This is a genomic window from Streptomyces sp. NBC_01384 (genome assembly GCF_045040035.1).
Lineage (GTDB): Bacteria > Actinomycetota > Actinomycetes > Streptomycetales > Streptomycetaceae > Streptomyces.
The window spans coordinates 45,197-65,624 of the sequence record NZ_CP109559.1 but is presented as its reverse complement, the minus strand read 5'-3'; the positions used below and the strand labels follow the sequence as shown (position 1 = coordinate 65,624).

The 20,428-nt window shown below is 68.9% G+C and carries 17 protein-coding genes and 1 pseudogene; 9 read left to right on the top strand and 9 right to left on the bottom strand.

The features are described from left to right. The first annotated feature begins 288 nt into the window (after positions 1–288). The gene (locus OG747_RS00320) at positions 289–990 is read left to right on the top strand and encodes a hypothetical protein (protein ID WP_405876630.1); all 702 of its coding nucleotides are present in this window, start codon (positions 289–291) and stop codon (positions 988–990) included. Between the two features lie 10 nt (positions 991–1,000). Here OG747_RS00320 and OG747_RS00315 read toward each other — a convergent pair. Then, positions 1,001–2,632 (bottom strand): annotated as a pseudogene (locus OG747_RS00315) (IS200/IS605 family accessory protein TnpB-related protein). Positions 2,633–3,239: 607 nt separating this feature from the next. Here OG747_RS00315 and OG747_RS00310 point away from each other — a divergent pair. From OG747_RS00310 to OG747_RS00295, 4 genes are all read left to right on the top strand, one after another. Beyond that, on the top strand, positions 3,240–3,725 hold the full coding sequence (locus OG747_RS00310) for an allene oxide cyclase barrel-like domain-containing protein (RefSeq protein ID WP_405876628.1): 486 nt from the start codon (positions 3,240–3,242) through the stop codon (positions 3,723–3,725). Between the two features lie 617 nt (positions 3,726–4,342). Next, positions 4,343–5,014, top strand: coding sequence for a nitrile hydratase subunit beta (gene nthB / locus OG747_RS00305; RefSeq protein ID WP_405876626.1), 672 nt, complete (start codon positions 4,343–4,345; stop codon positions 5,012–5,014). Continuing rightward, on the top strand, positions 5,011–5,610 hold the full coding sequence (nthA, locus tag OG747_RS00300) for a nitrile hydratase subunit alpha (protein ID WP_405876624.1): 600 nt from the start codon (positions 5,011–5,013) through the stop codon (positions 5,608–5,610). Before nthB ends, nthA begins: the two co-directional genes overlap by 4 nt. Continuing rightward, entirely contained in the window at positions 5,607–5,972 is a 366-nt protein-coding gene (locus OG747_RS00295) for a nitrile hydratase accessory protein (protein WP_405876622.1), read from the top strand. The genes nthA and OG747_RS00295 overlap by 4 nt, the downstream gene beginning before the upstream one ends. A gap of 356 nt (positions 5,973–6,328) precedes the next feature. On the opposite strand, the gene OG747_RS00290 is transcribed toward OG747_RS00295, so the two are convergent. The 3 genes from OG747_RS00290 to OG747_RS00280 form a co-directional block, all read right to left on the bottom strand. Further along, the gene (locus OG747_RS00290) at positions 6,329–7,234 is read right to left on the bottom strand and encodes an NAD(P)H-binding protein (protein WP_405876620.1); all 906 of its coding nucleotides are present in this window, start codon (positions 7,232–7,234) and stop codon (positions 6,329–6,331) included. A gap of 178 nt (positions 7,235–7,412) precedes the next feature. Next, positions 7,413–8,459, bottom strand: coding sequence for a hypothetical protein (locus tag OG747_RS00285; protein ID WP_405876618.1), 1,047 nt, complete (start codon positions 8,457–8,459; stop codon positions 7,413–7,415). 277 nt (positions 8,460–8,736) lie between these two features. After that, entirely contained in the window at positions 8,737–9,663 is a 927-nt protein-coding gene (locus OG747_RS00280) for a DMT family transporter (protein ID WP_405876616.1), read from the bottom strand. Between the two features lie 80 nt (positions 9,664–9,743). On the opposite strand from OG747_RS00280, the gene OG747_RS00275 reads away from it, so the two are divergent. From OG747_RS00275 to OG747_RS00260, 4 genes are all read left to right on the top strand, one after another. Further along, on the top strand, positions 9,744–10,691 hold the full coding sequence (locus OG747_RS00275; RefSeq protein WP_405876614.1) for a LysR family transcriptional regulator: 948 nt from the start codon (positions 9,744–9,746) through the stop codon (positions 10,689–10,691). A gap of 421 nt (positions 10,692–11,112) precedes the next feature. Continuing rightward, entirely contained in the window at positions 11,113–11,481 is a 369-nt protein-coding gene (locus OG747_RS00270; RefSeq protein WP_405876612.1) for a VOC family protein, read from the top strand. A 380-nt stretch (positions 11,482–11,861) separates the two neighbouring features. Continuing rightward, positions 11,862–12,110, top strand: a complete 249-nt coding sequence (locus OG747_RS00265) for a hypothetical protein (protein WP_405876610.1) — start codon at positions 11,862–11,864, stop codon at positions 12,108–12,110. A gap of 482 nt (positions 12,111–12,592) precedes the next feature. After that, positions 12,593–13,444, top strand: coding sequence for an NmrA family NAD(P)-binding protein (locus OG747_RS00260; protein WP_405876608.1), 852 nt, complete (start codon positions 12,593–12,595; stop codon positions 13,442–13,444). Between the two features lie 148 nt (positions 13,445–13,592). Here OG747_RS00260 and OG747_RS00255 read toward each other — a convergent pair whose 3' ends face one another. From OG747_RS00255 to OG747_RS00235, 5 genes are all read right to left on the bottom strand, one after another. Continuing rightward, positions 13,593–14,684: a beta-ketoacyl-ACP synthase III gene (locus OG747_RS00255; RefSeq protein ID WP_405885390.1), complete on the bottom strand. Its 1,092-nt coding sequence runs from the start codon at positions 14,682–14,684 to the stop codon at positions 13,593–13,595. Between the two features lie 169 nt (positions 14,685–14,853). Next, the gene (locus OG747_RS00250; protein ID WP_405876606.1) at positions 14,854–16,407 is read right to left on the bottom strand and encodes a wax ester/triacylglycerol synthase domain-containing protein; all 1,554 of its coding nucleotides are present in this window, start codon (positions 16,405–16,407) and stop codon (positions 14,854–14,856) included. Positions 16,408–16,477: 70 nt separating this feature from the next. Beyond that, positions 16,478–17,854 (bottom strand): SDR family NAD(P)-dependent oxidoreductase, encoded by a 1,377-nt coding sequence (locus tag OG747_RS00245; protein ID WP_405876604.1) that lies wholly within the window; start codon positions 17,852–17,854, stop codon positions 16,478–16,480. A 53-nt stretch (positions 17,855–17,907) separates the two neighbouring features. Next, positions 17,908–19,452, bottom strand: a complete 1,545-nt coding sequence (locus tag OG747_RS00240) for a prenyltransferase/squalene oxidase repeat-containing protein (RefSeq protein ID WP_405876602.1) — start codon at positions 19,450–19,452, stop codon at positions 17,908–17,910. After that, on the bottom strand, positions 19,439–20,407 hold the full coding sequence (locus OG747_RS00235; protein WP_405876600.1) for a terpene synthase family protein: 969 nt from the start codon (positions 20,405–20,407) through the stop codon (positions 19,439–19,441). The genes OG747_RS00240 and OG747_RS00235 overlap by 14 nt, the downstream gene beginning before the upstream one ends. Between the last annotated feature and the right edge of the window lie 21 nt (positions 20,408–20,428).

The following is a 20,428-nucleotide window of genomic DNA, read 5'->3' as shown; positions in this document are numbered from 1 at the left end:
ATGCGAAAGGGTCGCCCGGGGCCGGTGATCGGTGGCGGGTCGGCGGGTTCGTCCTGAGGGGTGCACCTTGCCGTCAGATGAATAGGAGCATATGCTCTTATTGGTGGTGGCGCACGCCAGGGCCACGATCGGCCGGCGGAGCGGAAGCCGAAGCGGTCGCCGTGACGCAGCCGACCGGTAAGAACCATCGCTCGCGGCCGAGGACGACGCATCGGCCCGGACTTTGTCCAGCAGCCGGCACCACAGCCGTGCGCAGGGTACGGCTGTGGTGCAAGAAAGGAATTACTCATGTCCATCAAGAGCAAGGTGTTCGCCGCCGCGGCGACGCTGACCTTGGTCGGCGGCGTCAGCACGGTGGGGACGCTCTCCGCGAGCGCGGCCACCCCGCAGTGCGGCCAGCACTGCATTGACATCTACAACAAAAAGTTCGGCACGGCGGACAGCCCCCGCTTCGTCGAGACCGTGTACAAGGGGGTGGCGAAGGTCGGCCGGCCGACGATCCTGCACCGCGCCAGCAGCTCCAACCCGGCTGAGGACTTCCTCCCCCGCGCCGGCAAGGTGTCCGACTTCTACAAGGCCGGCCTGGTCTCCTCCAAGGTGAACCGTCACTACGGCAACCTGCGCGCGGCAGAGATCGAGTACGCGCCCTCCGGCAAGGCCAGCGGCCTGTGCGTGGGCCTGGCCGCCACCGCGTACCAGAACGAAGGACTCACCCTGCAGCCGTGCGACCTTCCGGGCAAGACCGTGTGGATCGTCGACACCACGGATTCGCCCGCGACCGCGGCCAACGGGTACTTCCCGCTGGTCAACGGCTCAACCAAGGACTTCGCCCACCCGTTTGCGATGACCTACCCGAGCCACGCCCGCTGGGGCCACGCCCACTCGAACGAGCACCGGTCTTCGCAGATCCGGGTACGCAGGCTGATGGGCGACCCGACGCACGTACCCGACAGCCAGCTCTGGGGTACGAACCTCGGCGTCGTGAAGTAGACCACCGTTCCTAAGGACTGAGCGGGAGTGAGTCCTGTTGCCAGGATCCAGGCTCAGCCGTGTGCCCCGAACGGTGTTGGGCACACTGGTCGCCCGCGTTCGCTCCGCGTCCGGGCGGCACGGATCGTGTCCGTGGTCCGGGAATGCGGGGGCGGGTTCCCTCACGCCCGGGGATGTCCGGTCGGGCCTGGACGGTCCGATGCCCCGCACGATCGCTCTGGTCGTGTGGGGGCGGTGCCGTCCGTCGCCGGATCGGGTGTCCCTGGGCGCGCCTTCCGATCGCCACCGCTGCCGCGTCGTGGCGAGTCGTCTTACGGTTGTTGCTGGTGAGGGGCTTCTGCCAGTGCTGGGCGCCCCACTTGGAGGTGTAGGCGGGGTCCACGGCGATGATGGCGATGCCGGTGTGGTCGGCCATCGAGGTGAGCCGGGCGCGGAGCCTGCCGGTGGGCATGCCGGAGATGAGCCGGCGGAACCGTTTCCTGCGTCCGTGTTTCTCGCGGGTCTTCTCCGCCGTGAAGTCCAGGTCCTCGATGGCGATCGCCTTCACGCCGCAGGTGGTGGCCCAGTGCAGTAGCCGGGTGAGGGCGTGGCGGACCTGGGCGTCGCGGTGGTCTGCGCTGCCGGTCAGGTCGTAGAAGAAGCGGCGCGGGGGGCCGGTCGGGTTGCCGTGGACGTCCAGGCGCCAGGCGGCGAGGTGGTCGGCGTTCATGTCCACGCCGATCACGCCCTCGGCGAGCGCGGCACGGATGGGGATGGTCTGGGTGGGCCGGATCTGCCAGGAGGCGGTCAGGTACCAGCGGTCCCGGCCCACGTCCAGGTGGATGCGGTAGGCCACCGCCCGGTTGGCCTCGACGCGGTCGGCCCACTCGGTGCCCCGGTGCGGGAATCTGACGCGGCAGGCGAGGACGTACCGGCCGTGCCCGGCGTTCGCCAGATGCGCGAGCGGAGCGGGCAGCTTGATGCTCACCTCGCCCCCGGGGCTGACGCGGATCGTCTCGTTGCCGTACCGCTTGCCGGACTCTCCGTCGGCCTGGCAGAACCAGCGTTCGGCCTCCCACCGCTGACGCCAGTCGGGCTTGGTGAGCCGGGCGGCATCCAGGTGGTGCCGGGTGCGAGCCAGCCGTTTGCCGCCGCGTACGACATGCACGAGCCCGGCTTCGCGGTCGGCCCGCCCGGCGGCCAGCCGGTCCTCCAGCACGTGCAGGCGACGGGCCTTGGCATGCCACTCCTGCCGCGACCGGTAGCCGCCCGGCGTCCCCTTCGAGCCCTTCTGCCCGACGGGCAGGGACAGCCGGTGCGCGAGGGTCCTGATGCCTGCTTCCAGGTTCTGGACGTGGGTGAGCTGACAGCGGCGTGCCAGTGCCCACTGGTCGTGCGACGCCTTGGTGATGCTGCCTGCCCAGCGTGACGACGAGAGGGTCGTCAGCTCGCGCTTGCGGGCCGCCCACGTGTCGGCGGAGTGTTCCAGGCCGTCCCGGCAGCGCGTCTTGAGGTCACGGGAGGCCAGCGTGCCCAGGTGCGCGCCGACCAGCCGCAGCACCTCCTCATCCCCGGGCGTCAGGTGCCCCAGCCGGGTACGGACCGCCACACCGGTCGGACCGGACACGACGAACGACTCCGCCACCCCCCTCAGCCCGCCCACCCCGTCACCCCCGCCCGGCCCCACCCGAAGATCTTGTCACCGCACCCAACGAGCACCACCCGCAAAGGTCACCCATTCGACACAAGAACGTCAGTTCCCGCCTGGCGCTAGGCACGACACAGACCACCGGCACTCACTCCCGCTCACCAGAACACGCTTGAGCGCACTCCAGCGGCAGCAGCTCCAGACCCCTCGTTCATGCCTGAGTGACCCGACGGTGGCTCGCCAACGTCGAAGGCCGGCTGTGACGGAGTGATCGGCCCCACCTTGGACGGCTCGACCTGGCTCCACTCTCGTGTTCGAGGACGGCCTGCTGTGGCCCCACTTTCCCCTGTTCGGCCTGGTGAGAGGTGGGCCGGACCAATACAGGGGTAGTCCGATTCGGGTGGGTCCACCTCAGGCCGTCCGAGGCGGCGCCAACTGCACCGTCACAGCCACGAAGGCAGCCGCCATCGTCGTATTCGGCATCTCTCAACAGATCACAGCTCATACGCGGATGAGCGCTGAGGCTCCCTTGCTGTTGCGCCCTTGATCGGCTGCTGGTCGAACGATCGCCACTTGCCGCTCAATGGCGGAACCGATCCAGAACACCACCAGGAGGCACACCATGCGCAAGATCAATTTCCGCTGCCTGATCCCGGTCACCGGCGTGGCCGCAGCAATCCTCGTCGGCGCCCCGCCGGCGTCGGCTGACACCAGCAGCACACACGTCACGCACCGGCGCACGGAAATCATCCAGCTGGTCGCCAGGCAGACCCAGACCGCATCCCTCGATCTGGGCAAGAAGGGACACAGCCTCGGTGACGAGCTCATCGTTGCCGAAGACCTGTACCGCGACGGCAAGAAGATCGGTGACCACAGCGTGGTGTGTGCCTACGTGCATACCAGTCCGGACGAGCTGCAGTGCCTGGGCACCTTCGCCCTGCCTCAGGGGCAGATCACCGGGCAGGCGCTGCTCCACCTGCCCGCCGCCTCCGCGGTCGACATCGCCATCACCGGCGGCACGGGCGCCTATGGTGCGGCTGGGGGCTATGTCCACACCGTCCCCGCCGGTGCGACGGAGAGGCACCTCACCTTCCATGTCACCCGGTGACCATCGATCGGGAAGCCAGGCCCTGGCTGCCGAACGCGCCGGGGGCGATGCCGGTGAGGCTGTGCAGGCGGGGGCAGGTGAACGCGTGCCCGGCGCGGCGCGGCCCTGCCGACGGCGTCCTTCACGCCGGACAGCTCCCACGCCGTGCAGTCATTGCAGGTGCCTGCAACCAGCCGGCTCAGGACGATGGCGAGCCGGGGTCGGCGTCGATGACAGCCGTGTCGCCGGTCGAGTACCAGTGACTCCGTGACCGCTCGGCGACCGTGTGGGTTACGCACGGGACCAAGCACCGTCCACGATCAGCGGATGTCTCTGCAGACCCTCTTGGCACGGCTGCAGCAGCATCCGGCCTCCCGCCGCAGGCTCCACGGCCGGCCCGTACACGCCAGGTCGACACCTTCGCGTCGCAACGCGGTGACGGGCACGCGCAATTGACGGACTCAGCCTGGTGAACAGGGCCGACCGGGGTGGCTTCGCCCCCTCATAGACCGGCACAGATGCTGCAGATGCCGCAATCGACAGATTCAAGCACGGCCTACGCCGTGACGTCGAAGGCGGCGGCCGAATACAATTCGAGTAGATATGTCTGCTATTACAGGCAATTGGGAGGTTATGCCATGGAGGGTATTGCCGATATGGGGGGCACCCCGGGATGGGGTCCCGTTCATCCGCCGAGGCGTGATGAACCGGTCTTCGAGGAGCCCTGGCAGCGCCGGGCATTCGCGCTGGCGCTTCTCTCCAGCCGCGTTGCGTGCGGCGGCGTCAACCCGGATGCCTTCCGGCACGCGCACGAGCGCCTGGACCGAGCCGCCTACCTGGACGACGGCTACTACGGGCGCTGGCTCAACGGCGCGGAGCTGATGCTCACCGAAAGTGCCATCCTGGCGCCGGGCGCGATCGACGCCCGCGCCCGCAACCTGCGCGGCGAACACGTCGAGGAACCACCGATCCCCGAGCCCGCCAGGCCCGACTACGCGCCGACCGCCGAGGGCTCGCTGCGCACCGTGGACACCGCACCGGCCTTCGCCGTCGGCGAGCGCGTGCGCGCCAAGGACATCTCGGTACCCGGGCACACCAGGCTGCCGGGCTATGTGCGGGGACACATCGGTGTCGTCGAGGTAATCCAGCCCGCTGCCGTGCTGCCGGACACCAACGCGCACTTCCAGGGCGAGAACCCGCAGCACGTCTACTCGGTGCGGTTCGACTCACGCGAGCTGTGGGGCGCCGACGCCGAACCCTTCGCGCTCACCGCAGAGCTGTTCGAGAGCTACCTGGAGACAAACTCATGACCACTACCGGCGGACCGGGCGAGCGCCTTCCTGCGGCCCTGCGCACCGAGGCGCTCGAGCAACTGCTCACCGAGCGGGGCCTGATCGACCCGAAGGTGATGGACGGGATCATCACCGAATACGAGACCAACGTGGGCCCGCTCAACGGCGCCAAGGTTGTCGCCAAGGCGTGGACCGACCCGCAGTACCGGCGACGGCTGCTCGACGAAGGCACCGCTGCCATCAAGGAGTTGGGCTTCGCGGGGCCGCAGGGCGAGCACATCGTCGTGGTGGAGAATACTGCGACCACCCACAACGTGGTGGTGTGCACGCTGTGCTCGTGCTATCCGTGGCCGGTGCTGGGCCTGCCGCCGAGTTGGTACAAGGATCCCGCCTACCGTTCGCGTGTGGTCAAGGAGCCGCGCACGGTGCTGTCCGAGATGGGACTCGAACTCGCCGACGATGTGCAGATCACCGTCCGCGACTCCACCAGTGAGGTGCGCTGGCTGGTGCTGCCCGAGCGTCCGGCCGGCACCGAGCACCTGTCCGAGGAACAGCTCGTGCCGCTGGTGACTCGGGACGCGATGGTCGGCGTGGCCAAGGTCAAGGCGCCATGACCGCGCCGCTGGACATCGAGGGCCCGGCCGCACCGCCCCGCTCCAACGGCGAGCTGGTGTTCGCCGAGCCGTGGGAGAGCCGCGCTTTCGGCATGGCCGTCACCCTGTACGAGGCGGGCGCGTTCACCTGGCCGCAATTCCAGGCCGCACTGATCGCCCGGATCGCGGCCTGGGAGACCGCACCGGCCCAGGACGAGCCGTGGAACTACTACCAGCTCTGGCTGGCCGCCCTGGAGGACGTGCTCGTCGGCCAGGGCGCCGTGTCCACGGACGAGGTCACCACACGCACCCAAGCCCTGGCACAACGCCCCCCAGGCCACGACCACCGTGACCACCCCGACGACCACGACCACCCGCACTGACCCGCAACGCCCTCGCGGCATGCTCCACCGCGAACCCGCCGGCGCTCTTCCTCATGCGCCATGGCTCCCGGACGCCACCATGGACGTTCAACGTGGCCTTCTCAGCCGTCTCCTGCACACGGCTTCGCCAGTCGACTCCGGGGCTCGCACCCCTGATGGATACGAACCTGCTGTGCCCAACACCGTTCGGGGCACACGGCTGAGCACGGGTCCTGGCAACAGGACTCACTCCCGCTCAGTCCTTAGGAACGGTTGCATCGCATCGTCCTGCTCGTCTCCTCAGCAGTTTGGTGACGGCTCCCGGTCGGTTGCGGCCCGGCACGGCCAACGAAGGCCGGCCTCCCAGCCGGAGCGGCTCAGCCCAGGTAGAAGTCCCTGCGAGCGGCCACGAACGCCTCGATCGTTTGGGCAGGTACGCCCGTCACGCGTTCGACGTCGTCGGACGCGCGGTCGTAGCGGTTCTCGCGGTGCAGTCGGGCCATGGTGGCGATGTGCTGTTCGGTGTGCGGCGGCAGGCCCACCTTCGCGAGCACCTCGGCCCGCCACCGGTCCAGCGGCACGTCCACATAGGACACCGGACGCCCCAACGCCCGCGAGAACTCCTCGGCCATCTCGGTCATGTCGACCGTACGTGGCCCGGTCAGTTCATAGACGTGCCCGACGTGCGCAGCCGGGTCACGGAGCACGATGGCGACCACCCGGGCGACGTCGTCCACGGCGACCGGCGACGTGCGCCCGGTACCGAAAGGCAGCGCGATCGTGCCGTTCTCCCGGATCGACCGCGCCGCCAGCGTGGTGAACAGCGGGTTGTCCAGGAACGATGTCGGCCGGATGTGTACCACCGGCAGGCCCGACCAGTTCAGTACCTGCTCCGCCAGCCAGTGCAGCCGCTGCTGGTGCGACTCCGCGGTGCTGGTGGCGGTCATTTGCGACACCGTCATCTGTGACATGCCCACCAGGCAGTCCAGTTTCCCGTGCTCGCGCGCCACGGTGGCCACCACGGTCGTCGCCAGGAGATGGTCCGGTGACACGGGCATCGCGAAGTACATCCGTCCGACACCCTCCAGTGCGGCCGCGACGCTCTCGGGTCGGGTCAGATCGCCGACGACGACCTCCACGCCGAGCGCACGCAACTCAGCCGCACGATCGTCGTCGCGGCGGACCATCGCGCGCACCGGCACGTCCTGCGCGCGCAGTTGGCCGAGGACTGTGCGGCCCACGCCACCGGCGCCGGCGATGAGAACAAGATTCCTGGCAACCATCGGTCGATCTCCTTCTGAGTGGCTGAGCAGCTGAGCGGTGGTGTGATCACACGTGTGTGTGACGTGTGAAGGCTTTCCGGGACGTGCGGCCGAGTGGCGGGGCCGGCTCCGTGGGACACGTTGGACGCGGGAACTGGGCGGCGGGTGTGGTGAGCAGAGGGTTGTACAGGAACACCGGTCAGGCGGCGGCCGCGGCACGCCGCCGCATCAGGCGGGGGCGCAGGCCGACCAGGAGCGCGGCGATGACAGCCCACAGCGCGAGCGTGATCACAGGGCCTGCTGCGTGCGCGCCGTCGAAGTAGCTGAGGTCGGTGATGGCGCGGACGGCCGCGCCGGGTGGCAGCAGTGCGGAGATGGCTCGGGCCGCGGCGGGCAGCAGATCAGCGCCGATGGTGGCACCGCTGGTGGCGTTGCCGACGGTGAGGAGCAGAAGGGTGGCAACCGGGACTCCGACGGGGCCGAGGCAGGTGCCGAGCGGTTTGGTGGTGAAAGCGGCCGCAGCCGCCAGGAGGGTGAGAGTGAAGACCAGCGGGATGACCGGGGCCGGGACCGCTCCCAGAATGGGGCCGGCGATGATCGCTGCGACGGTGCCGATGGCCACGGAGGTGCCGGCCAGCAGCCAGAACCGGTGGCGCAGCCGCAGGAGACTGGTGAGGCCGAGAGCGTTCGAGGCGAGGACGAAACCGGCCAGGGTCACGCTGAAGGCCATGTAGAAGCCGGCCAGTCCCCGGGCGTCGAAGTGGGTCAGGGGGACGACATCCTCGGTGGTGACGTGCTTGCCCGCACCGTTGGCGTAGGCGCCGACGAGGTTCTTCACGGCCGATGTGGTGGACGTGCCGTCTGCCCCTGCGATCTCCAGGCGCAGCCGGCCCGGGCCGTCGGTGCTGAGCGCGGCGACGACGTCGTGGTGCTCCAGTGCGTGGCGCGCGGCCTCGGCGTCGGCCGCCGGGTGGACCTCGACGCTGTTGCCGAGGGCCTGGCGTATCTGGCCCGGCAGGTCCGGTGCGGTGACAGAGATGGGGACCTGATGGGGCTGGGGGTTGCGCTGCAGGCCCACGTAGCAGCCGATGAAGGCCGCCACGACGATCAGGGCGATAAGAGTCGGCTGGAGCCAGGCCCTCACCGGCGGCCGGCGGCGGGCGGCCTGGTTCGGCCCGGGGGAGAACTCGGCCGCTGCGGAGGGCGTCTGCTCACGCTCGGGAGCGGAACCGGTGGGCGTTTCCATGGCAGGGCTTTCTGGTGGAAGGAGCATGAGGCGCGGGGACATGCACCACTGCCAGTTAGGAGCATATGCTCGCATTTCTGGGACGGCAAGGCCGGGTCTCCGGGGACGACCGCGAGCACGTAACGAGTGACTCGCCGGTCAATCCTGACCATCAGGACGAGGCACTTCGTGGCTTCCGGCACGGGATGTCCGCGCAGTGCGCTGACGGTTTCGGCGCTGCCTTCCGGTTCATGGTCAATGAGTTCGTACGCGGTTGCAGTGCGGTCGAGCAGGCTGATCAGACGCTCGTAGGTGCCGTTGTTCGGCATGGGGTCTCCTCGTTCTCGATGGTGCGGTGGGCGCGTTCGATGGCCTGTCCCCAGTACGTCGCGGCGACCATGAGCGCCGCGCCGAGGGCGGCGAGGACGGTGAACTGTTCGCCGCCGAGGCCGATGCCGGCCGCGACGGCCCAGACCGGTTCGGTGCCCAGGAGGAGACTGGCCCGGCTGGCAGAGCTGTGCTGCACCGCCCAGGTCTGGGCGAGGAAGGCGAACACGCTGCAGAACAGGGCGAGATGGACGAGTTGGGCCCAGACAGAGGCATCGATCTGGCCCAGTGCCGGCAGGCCGCCCGCGGCGGGCACCGCGAACAGCGCGGAGCCGACAACCGTCTGGACGGCCGTGAGCTGCAGCGGTCGCACAGCGCGGCGGTTCGTGAGCCGCCCCACGAGCGTGACGTGTGCCGCGCGCACCAGCGCGGCGGCAAGCATCAGAAGGTCGCCGATCCGGGGAGTGTGGAAACCACTGCCGGACATCAGCAGTCCGACGGCCAACAGGCACACGCCCGCGGCGGCGAAGAAGCGCGGGGGCAGCCGGCCATTGCCTGCCGTGCGGTCCAGCAGTGGGGTGAGCACGATGGTGAGGCTGATGATCAGGCCGGCGTTGGCGGCGCTGGTGTGCGCGACGCCATAGGTCTCCAGAACCAGGACGGCAGCCTGTGTGACCCCCAGCAAAGCCCCGACACGGACCTCATCTCGCGTGCAGCGCCCCTTCCGGCGGCGGGCGGCGACGAGGGCGAGGCAGACGATCGCGGAGAGCGCGTACCGCGCGAACAGCACCACCAGGACCGGGAGGGCGTAGGTGGCCGTCTTCGCGGTCAGGTAGCTGGAGCCCCAGACGATGGCGACAAGGAGAAGCACTGCGTCAGTGCGGCGGGCTTGGAACACCCCCCTACGCTGCACCACCCCCGATGTGAAGCCAAGAACAAGCTTCTTCAAGAACCCTTAAGCATCACTACACTCAAAGAATGAACGAACGGCAGCTGCAGATCTTGCGGGAGCTCGGCGAGCTGGGAAGCGTCACCGCGACCGCCGAGGCGCTGTTGATGACACCCTCGGCAATCTCCCAACAACTACGGCTGCTGCAACGCTCGATTCCCGTCCCGCTCACCGAACGCGACGGCCGACGGCTGGTGCTGACCGATGCCGGGCAGGCCCTGGCCGGTGCCGCAGTCGAGGTGGAGACCGCGCTGGCCAGGGCACGGCACACCATCGATGAGTTCGTCGACCAGCCGGACGCAGGCGTGTCAGTAGCGGCCTTCCACAGCGCGGCCTCGGCATTCTTCCCCCTGCTGCTGCGCGGCCAGGCCGGTCCCGGGCGCCCGCGGCTCTCGCTCGCCGACGAGGACGTCGCACAGGACCACTTCCCGCGGCTGACCCGGGACTACGACCTCGTACTCGCCCACCACCTCGGCCACGCGCCACCGTGGCCGGCCGCTGTCACCGCCAGTACGCTGCTGCGCGAACCGCTCGACGTCGCCCTGCCGGCCGACCACCCCTTGACCGCCAAACGGCGCCTCACCCCGCAAGACGTCGCGGACCAACCCTGGATCACCGTTCACGACGGCTTCCCGCTGATGGCCACCATCGACGCCATCGCGGCCGCCGCGAACCGACGGCTCGACATCGTCCATCGCATCAACGAATTCGCGGTGGTCGCCGAAGCCGTCGCCGCCGGAGGCGGCCTGGCCCTGATGCCCCGCTGGACCACACGTCCGCATCCCGCACTGATCCTCAGACCTCTCAGCGGCGTGCACACCCGACGCCACATCGATGTGCTCCATCGCCCCGAACGTGCCGCACGGCGAGCCGTCCGGACGGTGCTCACCGAACTGCACCGTGCAGCCGCAACGATCCAGAGCCGGGACAGCAGCGTGGATTCCGGCGCGAATGCGACCCTCGCTACCGGTCCCTGAACCAACGGATTTCCTTCTGAAAGACCGGTCTCGAACGACCGCGCACGTCACAGACCGTCCGAGCACCTCTCAGGTCGGTGAAGCCAAGCGCCGTACGCTGCCAACGTCCACCGACGTCGCACCGGCGCAGAGGCGACCACATCCCGCGCACTGCGAGGGCCGGGCACCATCGCTGCCTTCGCCAGGTCCTGACGGCTGTTCATATCCAGCTCGAACCGATCGTAGGAGGTTGACGTGCGTCCACAACAGCGGGGCAGTGCCTGCCCGCGCCTTGCGTGGCCTGGGGGCTGTCACTCCGCGCTGCGGCTCTCTCATCAGCTCGGCGTTGGCGTAAATCAGGTCGCGAAGCGGGGAGCTGATCACTACGGTGTGACGCCACACGCGTTCGAACCCGCAGCATGATGGCTGTCACGGAGTTGCCATGCCCCCGCAGATGAAGCTAACGGCGATCACACTCGACTGCGCCGATCCCGAGGCGCTGGCCGCGTTCTATCGGCAGGCCACCGGGCTCGAGCTTCACCCCAAGTCCGACAGTGACTTCGCCGGCCTCACCCGCGAGGACGGGCTCTCTATCGGCTTCCAACGGGTCGATGACTACCAGGCTCCGCGCTGGCCCGGCCAGACCTTGCCGCAACAAGTCCACCTCGACTTCGTGGTCGATGACCTCGACGAGGCCGAGGCCCTGCTATTGAAGTCGGGCGCGACCAAGCCGGTGCACCAACCGGGCGGAGACAGGTGGCGGATCTTCACCGACCCGGCCGGGCATCCCTTCTGCCTGACCAGAGGTTGACGTCAAGAACACTGCTCGCAGTCGCGTCAAGGGCTCCTGTCGCTTCGGCTGAACGGGTGTGCTGGGGACGGAACCGGGACTCGTGATCGAGCTGGTCAGAGACGCTCGGCCGCAGTCGCCCAAGGCGACCCGTCGGCGTTCGAAGCGGCCGGGGAAATCCTCCCGTTCCTCGGCGGTCGGAGTCCGGTATTCATTGCTGGGGCGGGTGGTACGGCGGCGGGCGGACCCCGCCACCAGGCCCCCGCCACGCAGACGTCAGTGGCTCCGATCACCTGGTCCCTGACGACCAGCACGGATGTGGTTCTTGGCACCCACATGTCACCGGCTCTTCACCCGGGACCAGTTGCCATGGCAGGTCGCATATGCCGAGGATCTGGTTCATGAGCGATGTCGAACAACCCTCGAGCCGGCACCACGGATACGTCCGGGAAATAGTCGAAAAGATCAGCGAGCACCACGACCGTGCTGTGCGGCAGCGCGAGGAAGAGGAACTGGCTGAGGCGGCCGGTGAGGCCGCTTTCGACCTGGGTGCCGACATCGGGCTTCCGGCGGTGCCGCACCGGGCAGTCGGCTACGACGTCGACGCTGATCTCGGGATCGACAAGGAGCCGCCGCAGCTGCGCGCATAGCGGCACACCGGTTCTCGCGGCTGCGGCGGCTGCGCGGTTCGATGGAGCTCGCAGAACCGGCGATGGAACGGTACCGATCCGTGTGCACCTTCGGCGCATGTCCACCGCAGCCGCAGCGGTGGACATGGACGAGAGCGCGACAGCAGTCCGCCCGCGCACGCCTCAACCCGCCGCGAGGCCGACCCCCGAATGCCGGGCGATCCACTCACGCCGCGTCCCGGTCAACCCGCCCCGTACGCCGTGCCTTTCCCTCATGCCGAGCGCGAACCGCTTGTACTGCTCACCAACCGAGCATGTCCGGTACACGCCGCGCGCCTCGTACCCGGCCACCGCAAGCGGACGAGATCGGCACCGCCGGCGGCATCTCGCGCAACCGCGTGAACGCGGCGCGGTGCTGAGGTGCAAGGCCTGGGTGGACGCATACGGTGGACGCGTGGAGGCCGGCGGTCGCCACGCGTCATCGCCGAGGAGGTGAGCGTTCGATGGCCGATGCACCGATCTTGGTGCTCGGAGCGACTGGCGGTCAGGGCGGCGCTGTGACCGAGGCGTTGTTGAGCCGTGGGGCACGGGTGCGGGCGCTGGTGCGCGACCCGAATCGGGGGTCTGCGCGCCGATGGGCAGACCGGGGTGTCGAGGTGGTCGCCGGGTCGCTGGACGATCGCAGCTCGCTGGCCGCCGCAATGGCGGGGGTGGCCGGAGTCTTCGTGCTCACCACACCCTTTGAGGCCGGCGTGGACGCCGAGATGGCCCAGGGGCGGGCAATCCTTGCAGCCGCCGACGCGGCGCGAGTGCCGTATCTGCTGTTCAGCTCGGTGGCCGGGGCCGACCAGAGAAGCGGTGTGCCGCACTTCGACAGCAAGGCGCGTATCGAAAAGGAACTGGCTGCCGGTGAGATCCCCTACTCGATCCTGGGGCCGACGTACTTCTTCGACAATGCCCTTGGCGGGGCCGACCGCATCCAGAGCGGCGTGCTCGACCTGCCGCTGCCGTCCGATCGGCCGCTGCAGCAGCTCGCCCGCACTGACCACGGTGCCTTCGCCGCGCAGGTGCTGCTCGACCCCGCCCCTTACCTCGGGCGCCGCATCGAGCTGGCCAGCGACGCCCCTACCCCGGCCCAGATGGCCGCCGCGCTGAGCGCGGCTCTGGGGCGGGAAGTGCGCCATGAGCGGGTGCCGCTGGCCGAGATCCGCAATCCGGACATGCACGCGATGTGGACGTTTTTGAATGGGCGTGGCTACCGCGTCGATATTGCCGCGCTGCACGCCGCCCACTCCGAAATCGCTTGGACCAGTTTCGCCGAGTGGGCGCGCCGGACGTTCGGAGCCACCCCGTGAGCACCCCGGCGGCCCACTCGGCACTGCGTGAAAGCTCTCGTGTGGGGCCGTTGCCCCAGGTCGATTGGACCAGGGTCTCCAACGCTGCTTGCCGGTACGTGTCGATCACACCGACCAGCCGGGCGAGGAGGCGGAGAGTACGAGGCAACTACGCGACGGCGCAGCCGGGGACGGTGCCGTTTCCAGCGAGGGGTCTGAGGTTCTTCGGCCACGTCAGGGTGGAGGCCGCCCAGGTGAACCCGGCGCCGAAGCAGGCCATGAGGACTCGGTTTCCCGCCGTCAGTTGGCCTTGGGCCGCGGCGTGTGTGAGCAGCAGGGGGATGGAGGCCGCGGAGGTGTTGGCGACATGGGCGATGTTGGACGGCACACGCTCCGGCGGGATGCCCAGGGCGTCGGCTACCGCTGCACCGATACGTGCGTTGGCTTGGTGGACGATGAGCCGGTCGATGTCTTTGGGGCCCCATCCGGTGGCCGAGGCCGCGTCCTTTGCCACCTGACTCATGCGGCGCACCGCGTGGCGAAACACCTCGTTACCCCGCATATGGACATACCGGCCATTGTCGTTGGCTGTCGGTCTGGGTGAGGGACGACGGGAGCCTCCGTCCGGGATGCAGAGGGCTTCGGTGTGCGCTCCGTCGCTGCCCCATGCGACCGGTCCCAGTGCCCCCGCATCCTCTGCCCGGCCCGCCGTCACAACGACTGCTCCCGCGCCGTCGCCGAAGATCGGTGCCGTGGTTCTGTCGGTGGGGTTGGTGATGGCTGACATTTTTTCCGCACCGATGACCAAGACGGTCCGGGCAGCGGCGGCGTGGATGAGTCCAGCGGCGACCGTGGTTGCGTAGAGGAAACCGGAACAGCCGGCGCCGACGTCGAAGGCCGGGACGCAGGGCAGACCAAGGCGGTGGGCCACAACCGGCGCGGTGCTGGGCACAGGGTGGTCGGGTGTGGCGGTGGCCAGCACCACGGCGTCGACGTGGGCCACTTCTGCGGATTTCATCGCAAGAGCCCCGGCCTCTACGGCCATGTCGCTGGTGGCTGTGTCACGGTCGGCCCTACGCCGGGTGGCAATGCCGATACGCGTTCGGATCCACTCGTCCGAGGTGTCCAGGGCGAGGGACAGGTCGGCATTGGTGACGACCCGGGACGGCAGCCAGGACCCCAGCCCGATCAGCCGCGCCGCTACACGTGACGATGGGCCGTCGCGTCGACCGGGTACGGTATTTGGTCCGTCATATGTCATACCGTCATAGGTCGTCATGCCGTCATACGTCATAGGTGCGTCCTCTCGGTCGTTCCACCGCCGTCTCGGGGTCGCCCGCGAGCCCGTGCCCCTGGCCGCTACGCCTGGCTGGGCCGGGCTGCCGGGCCTGGTCTGTCGGCGCTCACCGGTTGCGCGGTCCTCAGCGGATTCATGGGGCGGCGCGTTGGACAACGAAATCAACGAGAGCGGCGACCGTGGGCCTTTGCGCGAGCTCGCGTTCGGCGATGGCAAGGCCGAGGCGGTCCTCGAGGGTCATGGAGAGCACGGTGATGGCCATGGAGTCGATGCCCGCCTGCGCCTGTGTCGCCTCAGGAGTGATGGGCGTCGGGGGCAGGCCGGCCTGATCGACGAGGATGTTCTTGATGTAGGGGAAGCCGATGACGACGGGGGCTCCGCCGTCAGCCGCCGTGGGCGACGCGGGGACATCGTGCCTGCCGGGTGCCGTCGGCCGGTCGGGGGAGAGGTGGGTCTGCGCGCCGCCCGGCCGGGCGGCGAGCTCTTGCACTGCCTCTTCGAACAGGGAGGGGAGCTGGTGCAGGCCGGGGGCGGCCGCGTCGGTGATGAAACAGACGCTGGTGGTGCCGTTGTAACTGCAGGCGACGATGGATGCGGGCTGGTTACGGGGGAGCCAGTTGAACGGCTGGATACGGGTGACGGGGTCGTCCCGGTAGGCCAGTGGCCGGTGGACGGCGACGTAGGAGGTGGTGATGGCTGCCCTGTCCGGGGTGGTGAGCCGGGTGGCCAAGGAGTGAAGGATCCGCGCCGGGGTGCGGTCCATCAGCACGCGCATGGCGGCTCGCCGTGAAGGGTCTTTGACGGCTTTGGTGGCGGCGATGACGCGCTGGAGGCGGATGTCGACTGCTGACTCGTGGCAGGGCAGCGGCGCGGGCGCGAACGTGAACAGATTGCCGGGCCGGTCGCGTTCTGCCGGTCGACGCAGATTGACCATCGTGGTGGCCGGCAGCGGTTTGCCGGCACCCCGTGGCCAGTGTTCGGAGCACCAGGTACGCAGGGCTCCGCTCAGGGCGGTGAGGAAGGCGTCGTTGGTGTCGCCGCCGTGGGGGACGGCTGCGGTACGCAGCTGCTGGGTGGGTACGTGTGACCAGCTGGTGATGCGCTTGCCGGTGAAGGGGTGCGTGGGATCGTTCCAGATACCGTGAGCGGCGCAGGCGGCCAGTGTGTCGCGCATGGTGTCCAGGCAGGCGCGGGCTTCGGGGCGCGGTTCGGGTTCGGCGGTGAGCGAAGGGGCTGTGCCGAACAGGGTGTGGAGGGTGTTGACGAGGCCCATGCCGTCCTGGGTGCTGTGGTGTGCGCGACAGCAGATGGCGTAGCGGCCGGGTGAGTAGCCGGTGATCAGGGAAACGTCCCACAGCGGGCCGTGGGTGGGCAGCGGCTGGGTCACGAGTTCCTGAAGGACCGCGTCGAGGGTTTCGTCACCGGGCGGGATGGCACGTTCCCTGACGCGGGTGTGCAGGTCGGGAGCAGGGTCGTGCTGCCATCGGGCCTTGAGCCCTGGTCCGTGGAGGTAATGCGTGAGGCGGGGCAGACGGTGCAGGTTCGCCTGAAGGTGGCCGAGGAGTTCCCTGACGGGTGGGGGCGTGCCTTCAAGATGCAGCACGACTCCGATGGTCTGGGCGATCGAGGGATGGACTTGGGCCATGTGGTGCATGGTCAGGTCCATCGGCGTGGGGCGTGAAGGCACGGTGTTCTCCAAGCGGGCGCGGGGTGGGAGGGGAGGGCTTTCGGCAGGCCGGATCAGCCGGGGTGGCCGTTCATTCCGGGACGAGCCGGAAGATCCGCAGCTGCCGTCCGGATCGCCTGGCGTAGCTCTCGTAGGGCGGCCAGATGTCCACCAGTCGCCTCCATGCCGTGTCGCGCTCGGATCCGTGCAGGGGTGTGGCGATGACATCGACGGTGCGGCCGGTGTCGGTGACGGTCGCGCGGGGGACGGCGAGCAGGTTGTGGGACCAGGCAGGGTGCTGCGGCCTGCCGAAATTGCTGGCGACAACGAGATAGCTACCGTCGGTTTCGCGATGGCACAGCAGCGGCGTCCGGTGTGTTCGTCCACTGAGCCGGCCGGTGGTGGTGAGCATCAGGGAGGGGAGCAGCGCGGCCATGAGGAAGGTCCGGCCGCCGGTGAGACGGTGGGCGGCGCGGTCGATGCTCGGAGCGACGTCAGCCATGATACGCACGAAGAGGGTGTTGGCCCCGGCCTTCTTCAGCATGTACAGGGCGGTGCTGTCGCGGCCGGCGCTGGAGTGCTGGGCCGTGGCCCGCTTGGCTGCACGAGGCGGCGGGAGGGGGATCGCGTAGTCGCGGCGGCCGCTTCCGCCCAGGGCGGCTGCCTTGCGGGTGAGTTCGGGGAGCATGGCGTACGCGCGGTAGAACGGGGGCAGATAGCCGGGGATGTCCACGGCCGGTTCCTGGCGCCTGATTGCTTCGACGACAGCGGTGGCGACGTTCTCCGCAGACGTGGGCGGCAGGAAGTCGGCGAGGCGTGGCATGCGGGCCGATGGCACGTGGATCTTCCAGAAGTCGGTGCCGGCGACGGTGGCGGGCCGGACCAGGGTGACACCGATACCCGATCCCGCCAGTTCCACGCGCAGCATCTCGGTGTAAGCCTCGATGGCTGCCTTCGTGGCGGCGTAGGAGGCTGCCGGGCCCTTGACGAAGATCCGTCCGGCTGCCGAGCCCATCGCGACGATGTGCCCGCCACCGCCTGACCGCATCAGCGGAAGAGCGGTCTTGGCCCCGTATACCAACGCGTCATAGCCGGTACGCATGGCCAGTTGGGCCTGCTCGACGCTCATGTCCTCGACATCGGCCCAGTGCACATACGCGGCATTGTGGATCAGTACGTCGATACGTCCGCGTGCCCGATGCGTGCTGGTGATCCAGTCCTCGACAGCGGCGCGGTCGCATACGTCCGCCTTGGTGAACGTCACCGGCGTCATGCCGGACTGCCGGGCGAGCACATCCGCGGCACGGTCCAGATTGGCCTGAGAGTTGTCGCATGCGTGTACGTGGGCGCCGGCCGCGGCCAGTGCCTGGGTCAGGGCGAAGCCGATACCGGCCGCACCGCCCGTGACAAGGCAGGTGCACCCCGCCAGCGATACCCGAGGCCGCCTGCGGTGGGAGAGCAACATCATGGGGTCCTTCCGAGGTGCGATGAACTGCGGTGCTGCCTGGAACGGCAGACTCCTCAAGGAGTGATGCGGCGGGTGAGGTGCGCCAACGAGAGGAGGGGGAAGGCGTCGGAGAGGACGGGAACGTGGTAGGGGAGCGGCCTGGGCCCGACCATGTCAGGCGGCGCGTCGATCGTGCCGTCGGAATACTGCTGCGAGAGCAGATACTCCGCAGCCCGGACGGCCGGACGGTGGTCGGGCAGACCGGCTGCCACGATCAGTCCGTATGCGGTGCTGATGGCGTCGCTCGGCGCGCCGTCCCCCTTGCCCCAGCCCCCGTCGTCGTTCTGGATCGAGCGCACCAGCCGAACGATTCGTTCACGCACAACCGGGGCCCCGCCCACGATGAAGGGTCTGGTGGCCAGATGGGCGCGGAAGAGCGTGTGGAGCCGGCTGTCGCTCCAGCCCGGAGGGAAGGAACCGTCGGGCTGCTGATCGCCGGCAAGGAACGTCATGGCCTCGTCGATGACGCGCTGGTACCGGGTGCCCTGCGTCGCCAGCGCGTTGATCACCGCGGCGGTCATGCATGCTTCTGAAGGAGTGCCGGCGTAGGTGGGGAACCCGCCGTCCCCGCCGCGCACGGAGAGCAGGGCCTGGATGCCGCGCTGGACCGGGGTGCGGTAGGCGTGCGGATCCGACTCGTGCAGGAATTCCAGGGCGACCGTGGTGCAGTCGGTATCGGCCAGCCGGGCGCAGTCCGTGTAGGACCAGCCCCCGCTCGGGTGCTGCAGCCGCAGCACGTGCCGGGCGATCCGGTCGAGGGAGCCACGCGGGGCGCCGGCGGTACGCAGAGCAAGGCCGGCGGTTACGGCGGTCCACGTGTCGGTGTCCGTGACGAACGGGATGCCGCCGTCATCACGCTGATGCAGCAGCGCAGTTCGGATGCCGTCCCTCACGGTGGTGACGTTGCCCGGCAGGCGAGACAGCGCGTGCAGGACAAGGAGGTGGATGAGCAGATTGCCCTCCCACACCTCACCGGGACGCTGCGTGGACAGCAACAGGGCTGCATCTTCGCTGCCGATCATGTCCGACCGGGCCGCTGCGTCGGCGAGGACCACCTTGGCCGCAGTGGCCTGTATCGACGCCCACGGATGCAGACCGCGGGGTGGGAACAGCTCACATCCACCAGAGGGAGGTTCGGAGCCCAGCATGACGAGAATGGCCTGGAACAGCAGGCGCTTCCGCGGCCCGGTGAACCGCGGTGCCCGCGCGACGAAATCATCGGCGGCCCGATCGGCTGACGCGGCCCGCGTCCGCTTCCTCAGTACGGTCGCGGTGAATGTCTCGTCCCACGAGCTGCCATGAGGGTGCGGCTGACGCAGGTAGCACACGAGTCGGCTGCGCGCTGATCGAAAGTCGCGGGACCGCCCGGTTCGGTCCAAAAGGGCCAGGAGCAAGGCGGATTCGAGTACTCGGCTCCCGCAGGGGTCGCGCAGGGCACCGTCCGGCCCGATGCGCCGCAGCAGGCGGTCCGTCAGACGGCCCCGGGCGGTGCCGAGACCGGGTGGGAACAGCCCGGCCGGCCAGTCGGGCAGGACGTGCCCGGCTTCAGGAGGTCTCATGTGATGTCCGTCGTCCCTCTCCAGCCCAGGGCTGGGATGACACAGCGTGCGGTGGAAGCCATCGGGCGTCGAACCGCCCGGTTCGGTCGAGCCAGTACAAAGACGCATTCACCAAGTCGCAGACGGCGGCGGTGTAGGCGGCAACGCAAGCGCGTGCTGCCGAGGGCAGGCCTCGCCCGTCCGAAAGCCTCAGGGCGAGACTGCGGAAGTCCCGCAGCCTGGCGTCCCGCATGCTCACGACCGCCGTACGCGACTCGGCAGACGAGCAGCCTCGCTCATGTTCCATCACTGTCAGCAGGTTGTTCTGACCCCGTCTGCGGTCGGCTTCGGCGGAGGCCAGGTCGTTGGTCCAGCCGACGACATCGGCGCCGGCGCACCGCAACGCCCGCAGCCGCGTTCCTTCAGCACACTGCTCGAACAGTTCAGGTGAATCAGGCAGAGAGGCTGCGGCCGTGCACTCCACGATGTCCGTCATCGGAAGCACCGTGATGGTCCGCCGGCGCAGCGCCATGTAGGTATCCAGGGGCAGTTGATGACGCCGCTCGCGGTGGACGGCTTCCTCGCACGTGGCTCGGCCGAAGTCGGTGTAGTCGGCGATGAACCGATCACGCCACCGTGGCGACATCCGCGGAGCTGTACGTCGCCACAGGTCGGCCAACGCCACCTCGGGACCTGTGCTGTCCGGCTGCGGTTCCTCCCCGGCGAGTACGCTGAGCAAGCGCTGCAGGACGGACTCGGCCCGCGAAGCCAACGTTCCCCGCAGGTCACGGTCGAAGTAGTCGTCGACCAGGCAGATGAACGCAGACCACTGCGCCGTCAACGCCACATCCCGCTCGTCTGCCGTCGGCACCATACGCATCGCGAGCACATCCAGCCCCATGGCAGCCAGCCGCTGCTGCTCCGAAGTGCTGCTGGCCAGCCCTACCTGTTGCGCCCAGCGCAGGAGCTGCCCCACACAGCTCGGTCGGCTGCCTTC

What these genes read in the sequence shown, in the direction of transcription:
- nthB (WP_405876626.1), top strand. Translation starts at nt 4,343, where the DNA reads ATGGAGGGTATTGCCGATATGGGGGGCACCCCGGGATGGGGTCCCGTT.
- OG747_RS00240 (WP_405876602.1), bottom strand. Translation starts at nt 19,452, where the DNA reads ATGAGACCTCCTGAAGCCGGGCACGTCCTGCCCGACTGGCCGGCCGGG.
- OG747_RS00270 (WP_405876612.1), top strand. Translation starts at nt 11,113, where the DNA reads ATGCCCCCGCAGATGAAGCTAACGGCGATCACACTCGACTGCGCCGAT.
- nthA (WP_405876624.1), top strand. Translation starts at nt 5,011, where the DNA reads ATGACCACTACCGGCGGACCGGGCGAGCGCCTTCCTGCGGCCCTGCGC.
- OG747_RS00285 (WP_405876618.1), bottom strand. Translation starts at nt 8,459, where the DNA reads ATGGAAACGCCCACCGGTTCCGCTCCCGAGCGTGAGCAGACGCCCTCC.
- OG747_RS00290 (WP_405876620.1), bottom strand. Translation starts at nt 7,234, where the DNA reads ATGGTTGCCAGGAATCTTGTTCTCATCGCCGGCGCCGGTGGCGTGGGC.
- OG747_RS00310 (WP_405876628.1), top strand. Translation starts at nt 3,240, where the DNA reads ATGCGCAAGATCAATTTCCGCTGCCTGATCCCGGTCACCGGCGTGGCC.
- OG747_RS00265 (WP_405876610.1), top strand. Translation starts at nt 11,862, where the DNA reads ATGAGCGATGTCGAACAACCCTCGAGCCGGCACCACGGATACGTCCGG.
- OG747_RS00260 (WP_405876608.1), top strand. Translation starts at nt 12,593, where the DNA reads ATGGCCGATGCACCGATCTTGGTGCTCGGAGCGACTGGCGGTCAGGGC.
- OG747_RS00245 (WP_405876604.1), bottom strand. Translation starts at nt 17,854, where the DNA reads ATGATGTTGCTCTCCCACCGCAGGCGGCCTCGGGTATCGCTGGCGGGG.
- OG747_RS00320 (WP_405876630.1), top strand. Translation starts at nt 289, where the DNA reads ATGTCCATCAAGAGCAAGGTGTTCGCCGCCGCGGCGACGCTGACCTTG.
- OG747_RS00275 (WP_405876614.1), top strand. Translation starts at nt 9,744, where the DNA reads ATGAACGAACGGCAGCTGCAGATCTTGCGGGAGCTCGGCGAGCTGGGA.
- OG747_RS00255 (WP_405885390.1), bottom strand. Translation starts at nt 14,684, where the DNA reads ATGACATATGACGGACCAAATACCGTACCCGGTCGACGCGACGGCCCA.
- OG747_RS00295 (WP_405876622.1), top strand. Translation starts at nt 5,607, where the DNA reads ATGACCGCGCCGCTGGACATCGAGGGCCCGGCCGCACCGCCCCGCTCC.